This window comes from Caulifigura coniformis, from assembly GCF_007745175.1.
GTDB classification, from domain to species: Bacteria; Planctomycetota; Planctomycetia; order Planctomycetales; family Planctomycetaceae; genus Caulifigura; species Caulifigura coniformis.
Genome location: NZ_CP036271.1, coordinates 1,640,053 through 1,658,402, shown reverse-complemented (window position 1 = coordinate 1,658,402; position 18,350 = coordinate 1,640,053). Strand labels below are relative to the sequence as shown.

General features: G+C 63.2%; 13 protein-coding genes. 7 read left to right on the top strand and 6 right to left on the bottom strand.

The features are described from left to right. Positions 1–92: 92 nt before the first annotated feature. Positions 93–803: a hypothetical protein gene (locus tag Pan44_RS06545; protein ID WP_145028450.1), complete on the bottom strand. Its 711-nt coding sequence runs from the start codon at positions 801–803 to the stop codon at positions 93–95. A 618-nt stretch (positions 804–1,421) separates the two neighbouring features. On the opposite strand from Pan44_RS06545, the gene Pan44_RS06540 reads away from it, so the two are divergent. From Pan44_RS06540 to Pan44_RS06520, 5 genes are all read left to right on the top strand, one after another. Further along, positions 1,422–2,602, top strand: a protein-coding gene (locus Pan44_RS06540) for an IS3 family transposase (RefSeq protein ID WP_145028447.1) whose coding sequence is annotated in 2 segments (ribosomal slippage) — positions 1,422–1,686 and positions 1,686–2,602 — 1,182 coding nt in all. Because the reading frame shifts where the segments join, the coding sequence is not laid out codon by codon here. 764 nt (positions 2,603–3,366) lie between these two features. Further along, complete coding sequence (locus Pan44_RS06535; protein WP_145028445.1) at positions 3,367–4,428, top strand: DUF1559 domain-containing protein; 1,062 nt, start codon at positions 3,367–3,369, stop codon at positions 4,426–4,428. A 76-nt stretch (positions 4,429–4,504) separates the two neighbouring features. Next, entirely contained in the window at positions 4,505–4,945 is a 441-nt protein-coding gene (locus Pan44_RS06530; RefSeq protein ID WP_145028443.1) for a hypothetical protein, read from the top strand. 73 nt (positions 4,946–5,018) lie between these two features. After that, the gene (locus Pan44_RS06525) at positions 5,019–6,371 is read left to right on the top strand and encodes a PhoPQ-activated pathogenicity-related family protein (protein WP_197453903.1); all 1,353 of its coding nucleotides are present in this window, start codon (positions 5,019–5,021) and stop codon (positions 6,369–6,371) included. Between the two features lie 126 nt (positions 6,372–6,497). After that, a complete protein-coding gene (locus tag Pan44_RS06520) occupies positions 6,498–7,856 on the top strand; it encodes a hypothetical protein (protein ID WP_145028438.1) in 1,359 nt (452 codons plus the stop codon). Positions 7,857–8,109: 253 nt separating this feature from the next. Here Pan44_RS06520 and Pan44_RS06515 read toward each other — a convergent pair whose 3' ends face one another. Then, a complete protein-coding gene (locus tag Pan44_RS06515) occupies positions 8,110–10,320 on the bottom strand; it encodes a fused MFS/spermidine synthase (protein ID WP_145028436.1) in 2,211 nt (736 codons plus the stop codon). A 191-nt stretch (positions 10,321–10,511) separates the two neighbouring features. Further along, the gene (locus Pan44_RS06510; RefSeq protein WP_145028434.1) at positions 10,512–11,924 is read right to left on the bottom strand and encodes a sulfatase-like hydrolase/transferase; all 1,413 of its coding nucleotides are present in this window, start codon (positions 11,922–11,924) and stop codon (positions 10,512–10,514) included. Between the two features lie 146 nt (positions 11,925–12,070). Between Pan44_RS06510 and Pan44_RS06505 the strand changes: the two genes are divergently transcribed. Next, a complete protein-coding gene (locus tag Pan44_RS06505) occupies positions 12,071–13,510 on the top strand; it encodes a hypothetical protein (RefSeq protein WP_145028432.1) in 1,440 nt (479 codons plus the stop codon). 658 nt (positions 13,511–14,168) lie between these two features. Here Pan44_RS06505 and ribA read toward each other — a convergent pair. Next, positions 14,169–15,383, bottom strand: a complete 1,215-nt coding sequence (gene ribA, locus Pan44_RS06500) for a GTP cyclohydrolase II (RefSeq protein ID WP_145028430.1) — start codon at positions 15,381–15,383, stop codon at positions 14,169–14,171. A gap of 86 nt (positions 15,384–15,469) precedes the next feature. Continuing rightward, entirely contained in the window at positions 15,470–15,964 is a 495-nt protein-coding gene (locus Pan44_RS06495) for a DUF1569 domain-containing protein (RefSeq protein ID WP_145028428.1), read from the bottom strand. Between the two features lie 203 nt (positions 15,965–16,167). Here Pan44_RS06495 and Pan44_RS06490 point away from each other — a divergent pair, with 203 nt between their 5' ends. Next, the gene (locus tag Pan44_RS06490) at positions 16,168–17,028 is read left to right on the top strand and encodes an aminotransferase class IV (RefSeq protein ID WP_145028426.1); all 861 of its coding nucleotides are present in this window, start codon (positions 16,168–16,170) and stop codon (positions 17,026–17,028) included. Between the two features lie 78 nt (positions 17,029–17,106). On the opposite strand, the gene Pan44_RS06485 is transcribed toward Pan44_RS06490, so the two are convergent. After that, positions 17,107–18,264, bottom strand: a complete 1,158-nt coding sequence (locus Pan44_RS06485; RefSeq protein WP_145028424.1) for a flagellar biosynthesis protein FlhF — start codon at positions 18,262–18,264, stop codon at positions 17,107–17,109. Positions 18,265–18,350: the final 86 nt, after the last annotated feature.

Genomic DNA, 18,350 nt, shown 5'->3' with positions numbered 1-18,350 from the left:
TGATGCAGAATCGCTAGGTGGTTGTAAAGAGTGCTTCGCCGTAGGCATCTGTGGGGTGCGTACGACGAAGCAGGATCGCCGAAGACTACTAGTCAGTAAGTCTCAACCTCGAAAGAGGCATGGGCGGTAGTGTTGACGATAATAACACCGTCGTCTTGCGGGTAGTCGATTGCTGAGCAGTCGGTTGCAACCGATATTTGAACCGACGCCCCACAGTTGACGTGCTCAGTTCCGACTCGCTGGCCGGATGCATAGCTGTCCCCGGGCTCCACGTAGTCGATCGTCGTCGGCGAGCCTCCGTTGTTCTGGAGTGAGCCCAGGACTTGGACACTGCCGTTCATGGCTAGTGCGTCGATGGACGACCCGCCGGCAGAAGCGTTTGCGTGGCCAGTGCTTGTCCAAGGATACGTCGAGGGACTCGACACAAAGATTGAAAGCTTGGCAGTCAGCTGTCCAGTCGTCTCTGGGCAATCGTCGATTAGGTAGTCGGCATTTGCACTAGTGGAGATGTACGTCTCTAGATATGGCCCAGACTCGGGTGTTGCCTCGACTTGACCGTTGAGGATTGCAGCAGCATTTGCCTGAGGGGCTCCCGAGTAGGCATTCTCCGCCGTGTATAATGTTGAGGATGTGTTGCCGGTCGCGTTTGCGGAGTCGCCAAACACGCCTGACGTCATTGCGGAACCACTGTATAGCAGTGATGTCGGGTCCGCGCCATACCCCCAGTCATCATCTGGCCCTCCGGAACTGACGAGATAGAAACTCTTTCCAGCTCCACAGCCGCCGCCAACTTTGCGTTTCATTATGAAATTTGTCGCAAATGCAGGAGTGCAGCACTGCACAACTAGTGCCATAGTGGACAGAAGGGCTGGCAATCGGCGAGTTACACGAGTTGACATATCCATGTCTCACATAAATGTCTTGTAGTACGGAAGATGCGTGTCTGGCCTTTTGGTCGACGCGACAGCGGCGCAAGTAGCCACTGGCTCGACCGGCGGGCAACTGGAACTGGTAGTGAGCAATTCGCAGTTCCGAACATCGGTGGTCCGCGACAGCGCGTGAGGACATTCGAGTGACAGGAAGCCATGCAGGCTCTCTGGAGTGCTAGCGAGCGAGTGGAGTGACAAATAGTCGCAGTGCTGATCTCTATAGGCGAGACCTAGCAGGGGCAACAGCAGACCCTCGATGCGTGGCGTGGATGCAGTGGCGAGGCATCGCACAATGAGAGTAGGGAGGCGTTAGGTAATGTCAAGTGCGAGGCGCGGCTGAGTGGGAGAATAGAGCGGCGCGTGCCTACTGTGTGAATAAAAGGTTAGGGGCTGTGTTATTCTGCGCTGCGCTGACCTGCCCCCCTTCAACGGGTCCACAGTTCGGGTAAGTTGTGCCTCGAACGTGGACCTTCACCTGGAGGAGGCAAGGTCATGGCGAGGAAAAGGTTTGGCGCCGAGCAGATCATCCCGAAGCTCCGAGAAGCCGAGGTCGAGATCGCTCAGGGAGCCACGGTGGCAGCGGCGGCCAAGAAGATCGGTGTCACCGAGCAGACGTACTACCGCTGGAAGAAAGAGTACGGCGGTCTGAAGATGGACCAGGCGAAGCGGCTCAAGGAACTGGAGAAGGAGAACGCCCGCCTGAAGCGGCTCCTGGCCGACGCTGAGTTGGACAAGGCGATCCTGCGGGAGGCTGCCTCGGGAAACTTCTGAGCCCGGCGAAGCGGCGCCAGGCGGTGACCTACGTCCGCAATTCGCTGGGCCCGGAGAACATCTCAGAGCGTCGGGCCTGTCGTGTACTGGGCCAGTTCCGATCCACCCAACGCCGCCAGGCCCACGTTCCTGACGAAGAACCCCGCCTGATCCGGGACATGGTGGCCCTGGCCACTCAGTACGGTCGTTACGGCTATCGCCGGGTGACGGCCTTGCTCCGGAGGGATGGATGGAAGGTGAACCACAAGCGGGTCGAGCGTCTGTGGCGGCAGGAAGGCCTGAAGGTCCCCAAACGGCAGCCAAAACGAAAGCGACTGTGGTTCAACGATGGATCGTGTGTCCGGCTGCGGCCGGCGCATCGGGATCACGTCTGGAGCTACGACTTCGTGCAGACGAGGACGCACGACGGGAGGCCGGTCCGGATGCTGACGGTGATTGACGAGTTCACCCGGGAGTGCCTGGCGATCGATGTAGCCCGGAGACTGACCAGCGAGGACGTCTTGGAGCGTCTCAGCGATCTGTTCGTCCGGAGAGGTGTTCCGAGGCACATCCGGTCGGACAACGGCCCGGAGTTCACGGCCATCGCTGTTCAGGATTGGCTCAGGAGAGTTCGCGTGAAGACATTGTTTATCGAACCAGGCAGTCCTTGGGAGAACGGCTACGTGGAGTCGTTCAACGGCAAGCTCAGAGATGAGCTGCTTGAACGGGAAGTCTTTGAGACGTTGCTGGAGGCGAAGGTGCTGATCGAGCGCTGGCGTGTGGAATACAACACGATCAGGCCGCACAGCTCCTTGGGGTATCGTCCCCCGGCCCCGGAGGTGCGCCCGCTGCAGAGGCCTGCTTCCGCTGCGCTCCAGCAGGCCTCTGCAGCGGTTCCTTTGACAGGCGAGTCTTTAACTTAGAGGGTGGTAGTGTCCCCGGGGGCAAGTCATGAGAATGCCTCGGGCATAGCAGTGCGGAGTTCGGGGGGACGCGAGGTGGCAACGTGTAGAAGTAGTTTCAAAAGGCCCGGCAAGTTGCGCGGGTGAGTGAATATCCCAAGGTTTCACGCATCCGGAACTTGGGAAAACTGGGTTGTGAAACTACCTCTGGTCGTAAGTGCGTCTCGATCTGGGTAGATGCATTGACGCGGGGTTGTTGGCAGTTCCCGGTTAGCCTTGTGGGGCCGAGGGTGTCTGGAAACTGCCCGGGCCGCCCACCCCTTGTCGTCTCTTGACTTCCAGAGCCGGGCAGCTCAGTGAGCATCATGGAAGTCAATCGCCCTCGCTTCCATCGTGTGGCGACGGGCCTGAAGAACGTGGCGGTGAACTCAGGACGCGAAAGCAGGGCCGCCGGGCGGCGAAAGAATCGAGGGGTTTACAGAAACGGCGAGGGAAGAAAAGAACTTCGGGGCGAAATTCGTGGTATACCCTTGCGGCCGGAGCGGAGTGGGCCGTGCTTTCCGTGTGGAGTTGGTGCGTGTGCCGGGGGCGAGCCGTTCCTGAGGAATGGTTCAGTTTGCCAGTGGTGCGCATCAAATTGCTGCGAAGTCGTTCTGAATTGGATTTACAAACGCTGCCATCCGCGGCATGATCGCGGGATCACTTCAATTAATTGCTGGGCCATCTTGGCCGATTGCTTCGTTGCATCGTTAATTCACGTTTCCTGGGTTCCTGAGGAGATTGCGATGTGGAAGTTGAGTGCGCGCTCGCGCAATGTCCGGGCCTTTACGCTGATCGAGTTGCTGGTGGTGATCGCGATCATCGCGATCCTGATTGCCCTGCTCTTGCCAGCGGTGCAGCAGGCCCGTGAGGCGGCCCGGCGGACGCAGTGCAAGAACGGGCTGAAGCAGATCGGGCTGGGATTCCACAATTACCACGACACGTTCAACCGGTTTCCGCAGCCAGCCATCCTGGGTCTGACGGCCGGTTCCGGCCTGCAGATGACGAGTGGTGTGAGCTGGCAGACGATGCTTCTGCCGTATCTTGACCAGGGCCCGGTGTACAACATCTATGACAGCAACAGGAGCCTCTTTGATCCGGTGAACGCACCGGCGATTCGCACAATTCTTCCGGTGTTTGTGTGCCCGACGACTCCACGTCAGAACCCGCGTGTGCAATACACCGTTCCCGCTGGAACCGTCCTGGGATCGGGTTATCCGGGGACGGCGACGGCCTGGACGATGGATGGCGGAGCGTGTGACTTCGGGACTCTCGACGGAGTGCGCGAAGCGTTCTACCAGCTTTCATCTGTGGGCCAGAACTTCGCTGGGGCTCGCGAGGGATGGGGAACGTGGTGTCTGAGCGTGCCGGATGCCCCGCCCGCGACGAAGGGGGGGAAGGGGGGCCCGATCCGTGACATCACCGACGGCACGAGCAACACGATTCTCGTCGGCGAGCAGGCTGGACGGAATCAGCTCTACCGTCGCCGGACCCTGGTGCCGATGAGCGATCCCGAAGCGATTGCGCAGTCGATGACGGGAAGTGGCGCCTGGGCGGATACGTTCCAAGGCGACACCTGGATCGACGGCCGCCGCTATGACGGGACGTCGGGCAGCAGCCCGAGCGGCGGTCCGTGCGCGGTGAATTGCTCGAATTCGCGGACGGCTGGCCTGTACTCGTGGCACGAAGGGGGAGCGCAGATCGCCCTCTGTGACGGCTCAGTTCGTTTCATCAGCCAGAACATCAGTGGCTGGACCCTGATGTCACTGATTACGGCACGCGGCGGCGAGGTCGTTGGAGAGTTCTGATTTCGAGCGCTGCTTGAATCAGACGAATCTTTCTGCACTGCTTGGTCCGAGGGGACGCTGCGCCATGAGTCGATCGATGCGTTGTCCAGCGGCGGTTGCCACTGCAGTTTTCTGCGTCGGCATTTTCCAGGGATGCGCGGAGAAGTTTCCAGACGGCCCACGAGTCCCGACGACGCCTGTTGCGGGAGTCGTGCTGGTCGATGGAAAGCCTGCCGAGTATCTCAGCGTGAGCTGCGAACCACAGTTCGAAAGAGCGGCTGAGATTCCCGGCGCCAGCGCCTTCACTGACAAAGACGGGAAGTTCGCAATTTCGACTTTCGAGGCGGGGGATGGCGCCCCGCCTGGGAAGTACAAGCTGACGTTCATGTGGGGGCAGATCAACCTGCTCAACGGGCAATATGGCGGTCCGGACAAGTTGAAGGGCCGGTATCGAAAGGCCGCTTCCTCGGAGCATGAAGTGACCGTCGGTGATCAGCCCGTCGATCTGGGGACGATTGAACTGACGACGAAAAAATGACAGCTGTCGGATTCGGTCTCAGAGGAAGACCGGCCGGTGCATGCAGATCCATTCCAGCGGAGTCTTGTGTTCGATGATGGTCAACAGTTCGTATCGATTGAGGCTCTGTTCGCTGGCCCTGGCTTTCCTGGCGACGGTTCATGTCGTTGGCGAGGATCGCAGTGAACGGCCGGTGGCTGTGCCGTCGCACCTGTTCGACTATGTCGGGCGGGAGGAGCCGGTTTTCAAGTGGTCGCTTGAGGACACCGTCGAAACGGCGGGCGGGAAGGTTTACCGGCTGCACCTGGTGTCGCAGAAGTGGCAGGACATCGTCTGGCAGCATCCGCTGATGGTCTATGAACCGGAGAAGGTCACTCGGCCGGGCAGCATGCTGCTGTTCGTGACCGGCGGGAGCACGGGAAACGTTCCGGGAGTGAAGGACTACGGGATGGGGCTGATGCTGGCGAAGCTGTGCGGCTCGCGGGTGGCGTTCCTGCACCAGGTTCCGAATCAGCCGCTGCTGGGAGACCGCAAGGAAGACGACCTGATCACCGAGACGTGGCTGCGCTATTTGAAGACGGGCGATACGAACTGGCCGTTGCTGTTCCCGATGGTGAAGAGCGCGGTGAAGGCGATGGATGCGCTGCAGCAGTTCTCGAAGGAGAAGCTCGATGCCGAGGTGAAGTCGTTCGTCGTGACGGGGGCTTCGAAGCGTGGCTGGACGAGCTGGCTGACGTCGGCTGCGGACAAGCGGATTGTCGCGGCGGCCCCGATGGTGATCGACATCCTGAACTTCCCGAAGCAGATGAAGCACCAGAAAGAGACCTGGGGTTTTTACAGCGAGCAGATCGGCGACTACACAAGCAAGGGACTCGTTCGCGAGGACGGCATCCCGGCCGAAGGTCGCGAGCACGACCTGTGGCAGATGATGGACCCCTTCACGTACCGGGATGGGATCTCAATTCCGAAGATGATGATCGTCGGCGCCAACGATCGTTACTGGGCCGTCGACGCGATGAGTCTTTACTGGGACGATCTGAAGGGGCCGACGTATGTCCACCGCGTGGCGAATGCCGGGCATAACCTGGACGACGGGGGGGACGGCCGGAATCATGCGCTGCGGACGCTGGGGGTGTTCTACCGGCATGCTGTGGATGGGAAGTCGCTTCCGGGGCTGAAGTGGGAGTTCCCGACGGCTGAGGAGAAGATCGGGCTGACGGTGGAATGCACGGCGCCGGCCGAAGGGGCGAAGCTGTGGTACTGCACGTCGAAGACGCACGATTTCCGTGAGTCGAAATGGCAGTCGCAGGACCTGAAGTCGAAGGACGGAAAGTTCCTCGGCGAAGTGAAGCCGAATCCGGGCGAGCATGTGGCCGTGTATGGCGAAGTACAGCTCGAGCATGAGGGGGTGCCGTATTCGCTGAATACGCTGGTGAAGTGGAAGTAGAGGCGGCGAAGCGCTGCCGTTTTTCCCTCGACAAACGCAAAGTGATCGAGTCTTCTGGTCAGGAGCAGGTTCGTCACATGGTGGCGAATGGCGCTGGCCGGCGCGTGAGTGACGAGAGGGACTGCGATGCGGCGGTACTTCCTGTACGCGGCGATCGCCTGGCTCATCCTCAGCGGATGGGTGAGCGCTCTCATTCCGCCGCGTGCGCATGTTCTGGTCCACGCCCCTCACAACCAGATCTTCCTGCGACTGGAAGCCATCACCGCCGAAGGCAACCTGGTTGTCAGCCGGCACGTCCATCTCCGCCGCGGCAGCTATGAGACGCGCGGACCGGTGAGCATCCACGAGCCCGAGACGGGCCGGGTGGTGCGAGAATCGCTGTCAGAGGCGGATATTCTGGTCAATGTCCACTGGACGGGCCGGCTCGCCGTGGCGAAAAGCGGTTCCACCACCCGGCTTGTCTCGCTTGAATCGGGGAAAACGCTGGTCGAGCATCCCCATCGCCCGTCCATCCGCTTTCGCGGCGGCGGCCTGTCTCCCTCAGGCCAGCGTTTCGTCGTGGATGCCGCCGACGGCCTGCATGTGTGGGATGCGCCCTTCGACCAGGAGGAACGCGTGTTCCCGAATGTCGATGACCCGATGTTCGGTGATGACCACACGCTGTACGCCAGGCGTCCGGTTAATCCGCCGCGGAGCACGCCGAACGGGCTCGTCAAACTGGAAGCCGTCCGCATCGACATCGATCGAGGCCTGGTCGTTCCTGACAAGAATCGGCCGGACTACGACTGCGGGAGCGGCCTGAAGTCGGAGTCTGGTGAATATGGCATCGGCTATTTCACCCGCACGGAGGATGACGGGTTCCACGTTTACCATCACGGTTCTTTTCGACATGTCGGGACACTCAGGACGCCTCCGGAATTGGGAAAATCGGGCCTGTTCCATCCCGCGTTTTCGTTTACAGACGACTCGCAGGAGATCCGGGCGCCGTACCAGTCCGGCGAATACGCTGTCGGTGTCATCCGCTGGCGGACAAGCGACGGGACTCTGCTCACACCGCTGCCGCTCAAGCCAGAACGGCTGGAATGGAAGACGGCGATCTCGCCGGACACCCGCTGGAGCGCGCGGTGGCTGGTCCGGAGCGACCCGTTTCCGAAATGGATCCCCGCGCCCGTGAAACAGTGGCTCGGCAACAGTCTGCCGCGGCTCATGAATGTGCTGGCCCCGAGAAACCGCATTGAGATCATCGACAATCACCGCGACCGGATCGCGGCGGTGATTCCGGCCAATGCGGCGAACTCGATGAAGATCACTCCCGACAGCCGCTCACTCATCCTCGACAATCAGCAGGACATCGTGCGGTATGACCTGCCGGTGAATGCCAGTCTTTCCTGGCTGGCCTGGGGTGTCGGGCCGTCCCTCTGCCTCGGTGGGTTAGCGCTGCGACGGCGGCGGGGTCAGGCAGAGGCGGTCGAGCTGAAACGGTGACGGCGATTCAACGAAGCCTGTGAATGGTGTTCGCGGGCTTTTGTTTCTTGGGGAAGCCTGGGCGTGGAGTGCGCTGGGGACTCAGTGCGCATCTCATCCAGGTGTGTCGCTGGCAACATTCGCGGCTTCCAAGGAACTTCGTGTGAAGCATTGGAAAACCGATGGTTTATCGGACCGGCGGCTAGCGCCTTGCCGCTCACCTGCGGCTCGCCCTCCCATCGCATTTCTCGATCCAAGTGACTGGAATGTGGTCTCAGGGGCCAGGGGTGACGAATTCGTCTCGGGGGAAGAGGTCGGTGAGGATGTTCCGGTCGGCGGCGGTGTCGGGGGCCATGGGGCGGGTCATCGAGAGACAGTCTTCCATGCCGGGGACGATCGCGGGGCCGAGGTAGGCGCGGACCTGCGGGTTGAGGGAAGCGGCCCAGCGGTCGCGGTCGAGCGGGATGGGGTCGTTGCTGCCGATGAGGATCTTCCGGCCGGGGAGTTCGACGACGTGTGGGAATGCTTCCCGGAAGGTGCGGTAGACGCGGGGGGTGGAGCCCCACTGGCACATCAATCCTCCGGGCTTGAGCCGCGAGGCACAGAGTTTGAAGAACTCGATGGAATAGATGTTTCCGGCGTAGGCGCTGGTGGGCCTGAGGGCGTCGGCTTCGATGACGTCATAGAGCGCGGGATTCTGCGCCAGTGACTGGCGGCCGTCTTCGGCGAGGATGTGGATCCGGCGATCCTTGAGGAAGGAGGCGAGATCGGGCACGACGGGGGCGATCTGGGCGAGGAGCTTCTGCTCGGCGGCGCAGATTTCGTAGACGACGACGCGTTCGGTCTGGGGGCGGCAGGCGGCGGCCCAGGCGGTGTCGCCCGAACCGAGCCCGATGATGCAGATGTCTTTGGGTTCGGGATGGAGGATGGAGGCGACGGCTCCCAGTTCGCTGTGGATTCCGCCGAAGGGGAGCCAGCTTTGCCATTTGCCGTTCATCGAGACCCGCAACGCTCCGCCTTCGTCGAGCGCCGGGGTGATGGCCATGAGACCCGAGGCGTCTTCGGCGAATGCCGCCTGCTCGGGATCGGAGCCGTGAAGACGCGACCAGAACTGATTGGACGACGGCCAGATGAAGACGAGACCTGCGAGCATCGCTCCTGACAGAAGGGTGACTCCGTCGCGACCGGCCCAGAGCAGGCTGAGGAACGGGAAGATGAGCCCGGCTCCGAGAAGCAGCCTGAGGGAATCGGGGGTTCCGAGAGAGCCCATGAGCACGAGGCCGATCGCCAGGCTGCCGGCGACGTTCCCGAGGATGTTGCCGGTCTGCAGGAAGCCGACTTTCCGACCGGTGGTCTGTCGGTCGTCGTGGACGGCCTTCTGGAGGACGGCGAACGACAGGCCCATCAGCACGGTCGGTGGGCCGTAGAGCGCGACGGGAAAGGCGAGGTAGAGGAGTATGAACTGAGACCAGTTCCAGTCGCTTCCGAGGGCGAAGATGTCGGCCCCTTTCCAGTAGTCGACGAGGGTGGCGTAGCCGGGGGTGGAGGTGGGCAGGTGGACGATCAGGAGGATGACCGCGCCGCTGTAGATGAGCAGCAGCGTCTGGCAGGCGAGGAAGGCGCGGAGGGGCGATCGGACGCGGACTGCGAAGCGGCCGCCAAAGACGCAACCCAGGCCGAGCCCGAGGAGGTAGATGGCGAGGACCGATCCGAAGGTGAATGCGGTGGACCTGACGCCGACATCGATGATGCGAAACCAGAGGATCTCGAGGGCGAGCGCGAAGAAGCCGCTGAGGGTGTAGAGGAGGAGCCAGGAGGCGAAGGGGCGTGAGGCGGGGTGGCCTGGCTGACGTTTGGCCGGCTGGGGCGGTGTTTCGGGGGCCGGTTGGTCGGGCTGGGCGCCGCGCGTGGCCCACAGGAGGAGCGAGAGGAGTCCGGCAGCGATATTGGTGGCGGCTCCGAACCAGATGGCGCCGTCGATTCCAAACGAGCGGATGAGGACCCAGGGGGCGAGCAGGGCTCCGAGGGCCGCGCCGAGGATGTTGATGCCGTAGAGGACTCCGATCGTCTGACAGGCGAAACGGACGTCGTGGACGGCGGCCTGGACCAGGAAGGGGAGCGACATGCCCATCAGACAGGTGGGCAGGAGGAGGGCGACGAAGTGGACGACGCCGGCGCGGCCCAGCGAGGAATAGAGCGCGCCGGCATGGGAGCCGAGGAGGTCGTAGTAGAACGGCGTGCTGATGGTCGCGAAGGCTCCGACGGCGAGTTCGATCCCGGCGAACCACAGCAAGGAGCGTGATGCACCGAATCGGGACGCCTTGAGTCCGCCCCAGTAACTGCCGATTCCGAGTCCGGCCATGAAGGCCGCGACGATCATCGCAACGGAATAGATTCCGACGCCGCTGTGCAGCGCGAGGATGCGTTGCCAGGCCACCTGATAGATCAGGGCCGCGCTTCCGCTCAGGCCGAAGATACCGGCCATGACGGCCGTGGACGCGGGCCTGGCGGACGCGCTCGACTGGGTGGTCAATACTGCCTCGTGCCGTGGGCGATGGGGCTCATCTACATCGGCTGAAGATCATGCTGGGAGAGTGACGGCAGGGCAACCAATGGCCGCCCTCCCGCTGCAGTTGATGAAGGAGTCTTCAGGGATCGCCGTGGCACGGCCGTTCGTCAGTTGTCCGCTCCATTCAGGCTGGCGACGACCGACTTGAGCCAGGTCTGGAGGTCGGTCTGCATCTTTGCGGCCCGGTCCGGCTCTTTCGCGAGCAGGTCAGTGGTTTCCTTCTCATCCTCCTTGAGGTTGTAGAGCTCCCATTTGAGCTTGCCGTTCGGGGGCTCGATGCGGTGCAACTTCCAGTCGCCATCCAGCCAGGCGGAATGACGCGGGAAGGTGTCGTCGGGGTAGTCGGTGCGCAACTGGTCAGGATGAATCGGTTCGGCTTCGGCCGCGGGGCGCTGCTGACCGGCGGCCTGCTCGGCTGCCAGTTCCTGGAGGAGGTCGGCGCTTTTTGCGGGGAGACCGCGGGTGGCGTAGTCCCAGAAACCGATCGGCTTGTTGCGTTTGGACAGCTGGCCATCAAGAAGCGGAACGAGGCTGATGCCATCGAGAACCGGCTGCTTCTCGACTTTTGTGCCGGCGAGTTCGATGAGAGTCGGGTAGATGTCGACGGTGCAGCAGGGGACGTCGATCCGACGATGGTCCTTGAGTCGGGCGGGCCATTCCATCAGCGCGGGGACCCGGAGCCCTCCCTCGTAGAGATTTCCTTTCTTGCCCCGCAGTCCGCCGGTCGAGCCTTCGGGGATGGCACCGTTGTCGCTGCAATACCAGAGCAGCGTGTTCTCGGCCGCCTTGTGTTGGCGAAGTCCGTCGCGCAGCTGGCCCATTGCCCGGTCCATCGCGGTGATTTCGGCCAGGAAGTGGCGCTGCTTCTTCGGCTGGTCCTGGTAGAGGGCGAGGTCCTGTTCGATTCCGACGTGGGGGTTGTGCGGCGAGCCGAACCAGATGACGGCCAGGAACGGTTTGCCGGCCTGTTGCTGCTGTTCGATGAAGCGGAGGGCGCGGGCAACGATGACCTCGGAACCTTCGCCCTTCATCTGAACGGCTTTGCCGTTGTCACACATCCAGGGGTCGATCTCGAAGAAGTTCGGGCTGCTGAGCCAGGTGTCGAATCCACTCTGGCCGGGCGAGACCGGGCTGTCGGCCCGCAGGGATCCGAGATGCCATTTTCCGAAATGGCCGGTTGCGTACCCGGCGGATTTCAGGGCCTCGGCGACAGTGATCTCCTGCGGCCGGAGCGTCCAGCCCCAGGAGAAGGCTCCCATGCGATTGGGAGTCCGTCCGGTCATGACGCTGGCCCGTGTGGGGCTGCAGACCGGCGCGGCCGCGTAGAAGCGGTCGAATCGCCAGGCGGACTTCGCGAGTTCGTCGAAGACGGGGGTCTTCAGGGCGGGGTGGCCGTTGTAGGCCATATCGCCCCAGCCCTGATCATCGGCCATGCACAGAACGAAGTTCGGCGGTGCGGCATGGGTGGGCTTCGCCAGCAACAGGCCGACGATGAGTGCGATCAGGGCGGTACGGATCATAAGTCAGCGAACTCCGGGAAAGTGTGCAACGTGACGAATTATGGCGGTCCCGCAGGCGTGTCGTCACGCCAGTCGGGCTCGGCGTCGAGCGAACATCGGAGTAGACTCCGCGCGGCGAAATCCGGGCAGTTCTGATCAGGGCAATCGTGGCAACACGCACAACGAAATCGGGGACGCGGGGGCGATTGGCCGTCCTGATCCGGGGCCTGGTCGTAGGGGCGGCGCTGCTGTGGCTTCTCGCAACGGGGTGGGTGTGGAGTGGCCGCCCACCGCTCGTGACCGTGGTTGCCGAGTCGCGGTCGAACCGATTGCAGGTGATGGGATTCGATGGGGATGGAAACATCGCTGTCGCTGTCGGGCCGCCGGTGGCCCAGCGCAGCCGGGGACGTTCGAGCATCGCCAAGGCAGTGCCCGTCCATGGGCCGTTGACCCTGCACAGCCCGACCGGGGAGACGCTGTCGACTCTCCTGGCCGAAGACGAGGCGATTCAGAAAGTCCGGATGGACCTGGGGCTCGTGGTCTCGCGCATTTCCGGATTCGCCCGACTGAGGTCCTTCGGACGAATGAAGCCGCTCGTCGAAGCGCCTATCGAGTCCGAGAAGGCCCAGGTGACCATTTCTCCCGAGGGCTCCCGACTGCTGGTTGTGACCGGTGGGGCGGCCAGCGTGTACGACTGCCGCGACGGAACCGCAGTGTGGTCGAAGCCGGGCGTCAGCACAGCGATCTGGGCTGGCGACGATTGGGTTCATCTGCAGATGAGCGAGGATGGGGCGCCGGAGGCTCTGGCCAATGCCGGGAGCGGAGAGGTTGTTCGCGGAACGGGGAAGGCGTTTCCGAAACCGCATGAAGGGGAGCGATCGCCGGACGGACGTTTGGCGTGGTGGGCCGTTCCAAGAGACGCGGAGGATCCTCCCGGACTGTACGACACGGTGACCGGCCAGAGGCTGTGGGGGCTCGAACATGCGTCGGTGAGCCGGATCTCGGCCGAGCAGAGCCGATACTTTTTCTTCAGCGACGACTCGACCGAGCTGTGCGTGCTGTATGACGCCGGAAGTGATCTGTTTCGGATCGCCCGGTGGAGAGCGCGCGATGCGGAGCCGATTCACGGGCTGCCGCGTGACGCCCTGCTGCTCGTCAACGAGTATCAGGGGACGAAAGCGATCTCCGAAGACGGGCGGTGGCGTTCGACCTCGATTCGCAGGCCGGGGCGGGCGTCAGGGTGGATTCCCCGTTCAGTCCTGCAGTCCCTGCTGATGCGGGCTCCGAGTGTTTACGTGAAGCTGCTTCCGCTCGTGTCAACGTCCTCTTTCACCCGGATCACGGAGATTCCGACAGGCCAGATCGTGGCGGAGACACCGCAGCTTGGCCCGGATGTCGTTGTTGAACCGGGCGACAAGGCATTTCTGTTTCATGGGGGGCCGAAGGTCACCCGCGTGGACCTGCCGCCGCGGACGGATTATGGGTGGCTTGTGCGTTATGGCATCTTGCCGCCCGCGGTGTTGATCGGGTTGTGGGAGGTGTGGAGGTGGCGGCGCAGGGGCGTGGCCGAGAGAGATCAGGGTGCGGCCGTGGTGCAGAGTGGGTGAGAGGTGCGACATGCCGGTGGCGCCTGGTTGCGGCCGGCGGAGCCGGCGTTCGGCGACTCCTCTCACTGAGTCACAGTTCTCCGACACGAGGCGATCGGTTTGGCGCGCGACCGGGGTGTTGTCGAAAGCGGTTGTGTGGCACGCCCTGCCAAGGGCGTGGTCGCGCGGCAGGACGACTTCAGCGTTTCAGGAGGTCTGTTTGGTTGGCAAGCAGGATCTGGTGGTCGTTTGCGAGCGTGGGTGGGCTCGGCAACGCCTGCCACGCCCTTCCTTCCTGACGTCAGTCAGGACGTGCCACCTGTCCGGGGTTTCGCCGAAAGCGGCTCCAACCCCGGCCATCCTGTCGGCGCGACGTGCCTGAAGTGATTCTCGGCAACGCTTGGCACTGGCTGCAAGCAGACCAGTGCCACCCATGGGATCGCTGCCATTGGCACCCTGCGTCGTCATGGGGCTCGCGCGAAGAGGCGATGTGTCGCCCCTTGCGGGGCTTCCTCAACTGACTGCGGTGTTCCACGGGCTGGCGCCCGTGGCCAGTCAGTGCCGCCCCTGTCGGGGCTCAGTTCATGGGGAGGTAGAGAGCGAACTCCGTGTCGCCTTTGCCTGACGAATCTTCGTGTCCGGTGACAGAGTCTCACCCTCCCACGTTGAAGACACGTTCTCACTTCGGGAGCTTGTGGCCCATTTTGTCGCGTTTGGTGTTCATGTATCCCGCGCGATGGGGATGCGGCGGGGCGACGATGGGGACCTGGTCGACAATCTTGAGGTCGACCCAGTGCTCGAAGGCTTCCGTCTTCTTGGGGTTGTTCGTGAGGATGCGGATCTTCGTGAGGCCGAGGTCCTTGAGGATCTGGAGGCCGACCATGTAGTCGCGGAGGTCGGCCTTGTAGCCGAGGCGGTGGTTGGCCTCGACGGTATCGAGCCCTTCGTCCTGCAGCTGGTAGGCCTTGAGCTTGGCGACGAGGCCGATGCCGCGTCCTTCCTGCGGGAGGTAAACGACGGCGCCGGCTCCTTCGGCGACGATCATCTTCATCGCCATCTGGAACTGGTCGCCGCAGTCGCAGCGGAGCGAGCCGAGGATGTCGCCGGTGAAGCAGGAGGAGTGCATCCGGACGAGCGGGGCTTCGACGGTGGACAGGTCGCCCCAGACGAGGGCCAGCGGCTCCTGGTCTTCATGGTCGACCTTGTAGGCGATGAACTTCGGCGCTCCGAACTCGGAGGTAGGGATCGTGACCTCGACCTCGCGGCGGATCAGGCGTTCACGGACGCGGCGATGCTGGATGATGTCCGCGATGGTGATCATCGGGATGTCGTGTTCGCGGCTGAACTCGGTGAGTTCGTCCAGATCGGCCATGCCGGTGCCGCGCTGGCTGCAGATTTCGATGAGGCAACCAACGGGATGGAGGCCGGCGAGCTTCATGAGATCGACGGTGGCCTCGGTGTGGCCGGCCCGGCGGAGGACACCTCCTTCCTTGGCCAGGAGGGGAGAGATGTGTCCGGGGCGGACGAAATCACTTGAGACGGCTTTGGGATTCGCGAGGGCGTTGAGCGTCAATGCGCGGGCGGCGGAGCTGACGCCGGTTCCACTGTCGCGGTGGTCGACGGGGATGAGGAAGGGGGTCTGGTGGAGCGAGGTATTGGCGTCGCGATCGACGATGGGGGAGAGCGACAGGCGTCGGGCGACGTCCTCGGTGAGGGGGGCGCAGAGAACTCCGGCACCCTGCCGGAGCATGAAGTTGACCATCTCGGGGGTGATCAACTCGGCGGCGCAGATCAGGTCGCCTTCGTTTTCGCGGTCCTGTTCGTCGGTGACGATGACCATCTTTCCGGCCTTGAGGGCGGAGATGGCGGCGTCGAGATTGGAGAGAGCTGGCATATCACAAGCATACGAGCCGTCCGGACGTGAATCGACGCCGCGCGGCAACGGGGTCGCGGCCAATTGTTGTCGGTTCCGGTGGTCCGTCAACGCGGGGCGGGCTCCGGGGCGGGAATCGCGAAGGAAAGATGCAGTTCGGCATGTCGCAGCATGAACTGTCGGGCCTGCTCGTGGGTCAGGGGGCCGAAGAAGGGGTGCGGATGGCGGGGGGCTTCCTGTTCGAGCCTTCGAATTGCGGATTTCAGGTGCTCCAGCGCGGCGGGGAGGTCGTCATCCGGGGCTGGCGGGAGCAACGTTCCGGCATCGACGGGGAGTCGAACTCCCTGCGGCATGCCCCTGCGGAGGACGTGGTGCTTGAGCAGGGGGCCGAGAATCCGCCGCCTCCACCAGTTCAGCTGGAAGCCGAAGCCGTCGTAGAAGCAGTCGACGCCCTGGGCGAGGTGGCGGATGTTCTGGCTGAGCGTCCACTGGCCGAGCATGCGGCAGGGGGCGGAGGAGAGGTTCTGGCAGTCGTCGATGACTTCCTGCGGGGATGCGAAGGAGAGCGACCTGCGGGCGGGGGCGGTGTCGTCAGTCTGCATTCGATCTCCATTCCCGGTGTGTCCGCCCGGGTCTGGCAGGATTGTTCCCGCGGCGGTCTGCCTGTCCACCGTGCGGGGTTTCTGCGCGTTTTCGCTGTCCGGAGAGGGGGCGGACGAATTGACGCTCCGGCCCGGTCGCTCGACTATGATGGGGAATTCTCCCCCCAAACGCTCAAGAACGCCTGCTTTCGGAGTTTGATTCGATGTCTGTGACGTTGGCCGACTGGAATGGAGAGGTGATGCCTCTCGAGGATGTGAAGGTTTCCGTCCTCGATCGGGGTTTCCTCTTCGGTGACGGCATTTACGAGGCCCTGCGGGTATATGGCGGAAAGCCGTTTCTGCTGCGCGAGCACATGGACCGGCTGAAGCGGAGCCTGAAGGAAGTCAGCATCGATGCGGATGTCGACGCCTTCGAAAAGCGGACGCTGAACCTGCTCGCGAAGAGCGGAATCAAGGAAGGGCTGATCTACCAGCAGGTGACGCGCGGCGTGTACCCGCGGGTGCACAAGTATCCGCCGAAGGGGACGAAGCCGAACGAACTGGTGTGGGTGAAGGAGTTCACCGAGACGCCGTTTGCGGAATTCCGGGAGAGCGGCGCGGCGGTGGTGACGGTTCCCGATCTTCGCTGGAAGCGTTGCGACATCAAGTCGATCAATCTCCTGGGGAACTGCATGGCGGCGGAGGCTGCGGCGCAGGCGGGATGCCAGGAGGCACTGCTCATCGCGGAGGACGGGAGCATCGTGGAGGGTTCGCACACGAGCGCCTTTGGAGTGAAGGATGGCAGGGTGTGGACGATGCCGCTGGGCCCGAACATTCTTCCGGGGATCACGCGGGCGCTGGTGCTGAAGCTGGCGAACCGGGCAAACATCGAGGTGATCGAGCGGAGCCTGCTGAAATCGGAACTGGGGCAGATCGACGAGTTGTTCCTGACGGGGACGACTTCGGAGGTGCTGCCGGTGACGAAAGTCGATGGTCATGGCGTCGGAACGGGGAAGGCCGGGCCGGTGACGCTCAGGCTGGTGGCCGAATACCAGAAGGAAATCGACGAACTGGTCCGGTCGTAGCTTCGGGGAATCGGCGGCAGTGCCCCCATGAAAAAAGCCCGGCGTTTTGAGTCGCCGGGCTTTCTTTGTTTCCGTGGTTCAGCGGGTGATCGGGTCGGGGGCTTCCAGGTCGAGAGGAATCAGGCGTTCCTCCCTGGCGGGTGGCTGGGCGAAGCGGGGGGCGGCGAGCGATCCCTCGGCGAAGCGGTCGGAGGGGGGGGCGTTGGCCGGGCGGGCGGCGGCGGTGGTCACGCCGTTCTGCGAGGCCGAGGCGGTGCGGAGCGGTCGGGCCATGCGGGGCGTGGCGATCGGGCGGGGGGTGTCGACCGGCGCGGGCGCGGGTTGTTCGCTCTGGCCGCGGACCATGATTTCTTTTCCGGGGCGGGCGCGAGGCGTTTCCTCGGCAGCGGCGACGGCGATGACGCCGCTGGGGGACGGCCGGGCGGCCGGCTGATTCGCGAGGGCGAGGGCGGCGTCGTCGCGACGGATCTCCGGGCTTCCGGCGATGACCCAGCGATCCCAGTGCTGATCGAGTTCGGCCAGCGACTGGAAGCCGTAGTGCTTGCGGAAGGCGGATTCCCAGTTGGTGGCGAGGGCATCCTTGAGGAACTCGAGGTAGACCTGCTTCCCCCTGTCGCCGTGCCATTTCACGAGGAAGTCGGCGAGCGAGTAGCCTTCGGCGTAGAGAGCGAGGACTTTCTGCATGTCCTTGGGGTATTCATCGATCTGCAGGAGCTGCGCGAGGGGGATGCGATCTCGGGTGCGGGTGACCTGCTGGAGGATGTCCATCTGGCGCTTGCGCTCGGAGATATGTTCGACGAGCGTGGCGGCTCCTTCGTCGGCCCAGCGCGGGAGGGGGCGACGGAAATGGCAGGCGAAGATGGTGTGGCTGACTTCGTGGGGGACAACCGAATCGAGAATGCGTTCGAGCGTTCCCTGGACGCGCATGCGCCACCCGAAGACTTCGCCCCCTTCAAAGCTGAAGGTGGTGGCTCCGCCGGCTCCAATCTGTCCGACCTGGACGGTGACTTCGCAGGGCTTGTACCAGTTGGGGAGTTTTTTTCCGAGCCATTCGACGGCGAGTTCCTCGCGCCAGTATTCGGCGCAGTTGCCAACTTTCTGGGCGATTTCCTGCGTGGGGGCGTTCACCACGAAGTTGGCGGTGCGGAAACCTTCAGCGGCGGCGAAGGCCGATCCGGCGGAAGAAACGAAGAGAACGCAGATCGCCAGAGAGCGACAGGCAGTCCAAGCATCCATGCTGCAGGGCACCTTTCCTTGCGGAAGGATGTCCGACGCGATCCTGCGTCGGCCGAAACGTCTCGCTGCGGTTTCCGAGTCCCTCG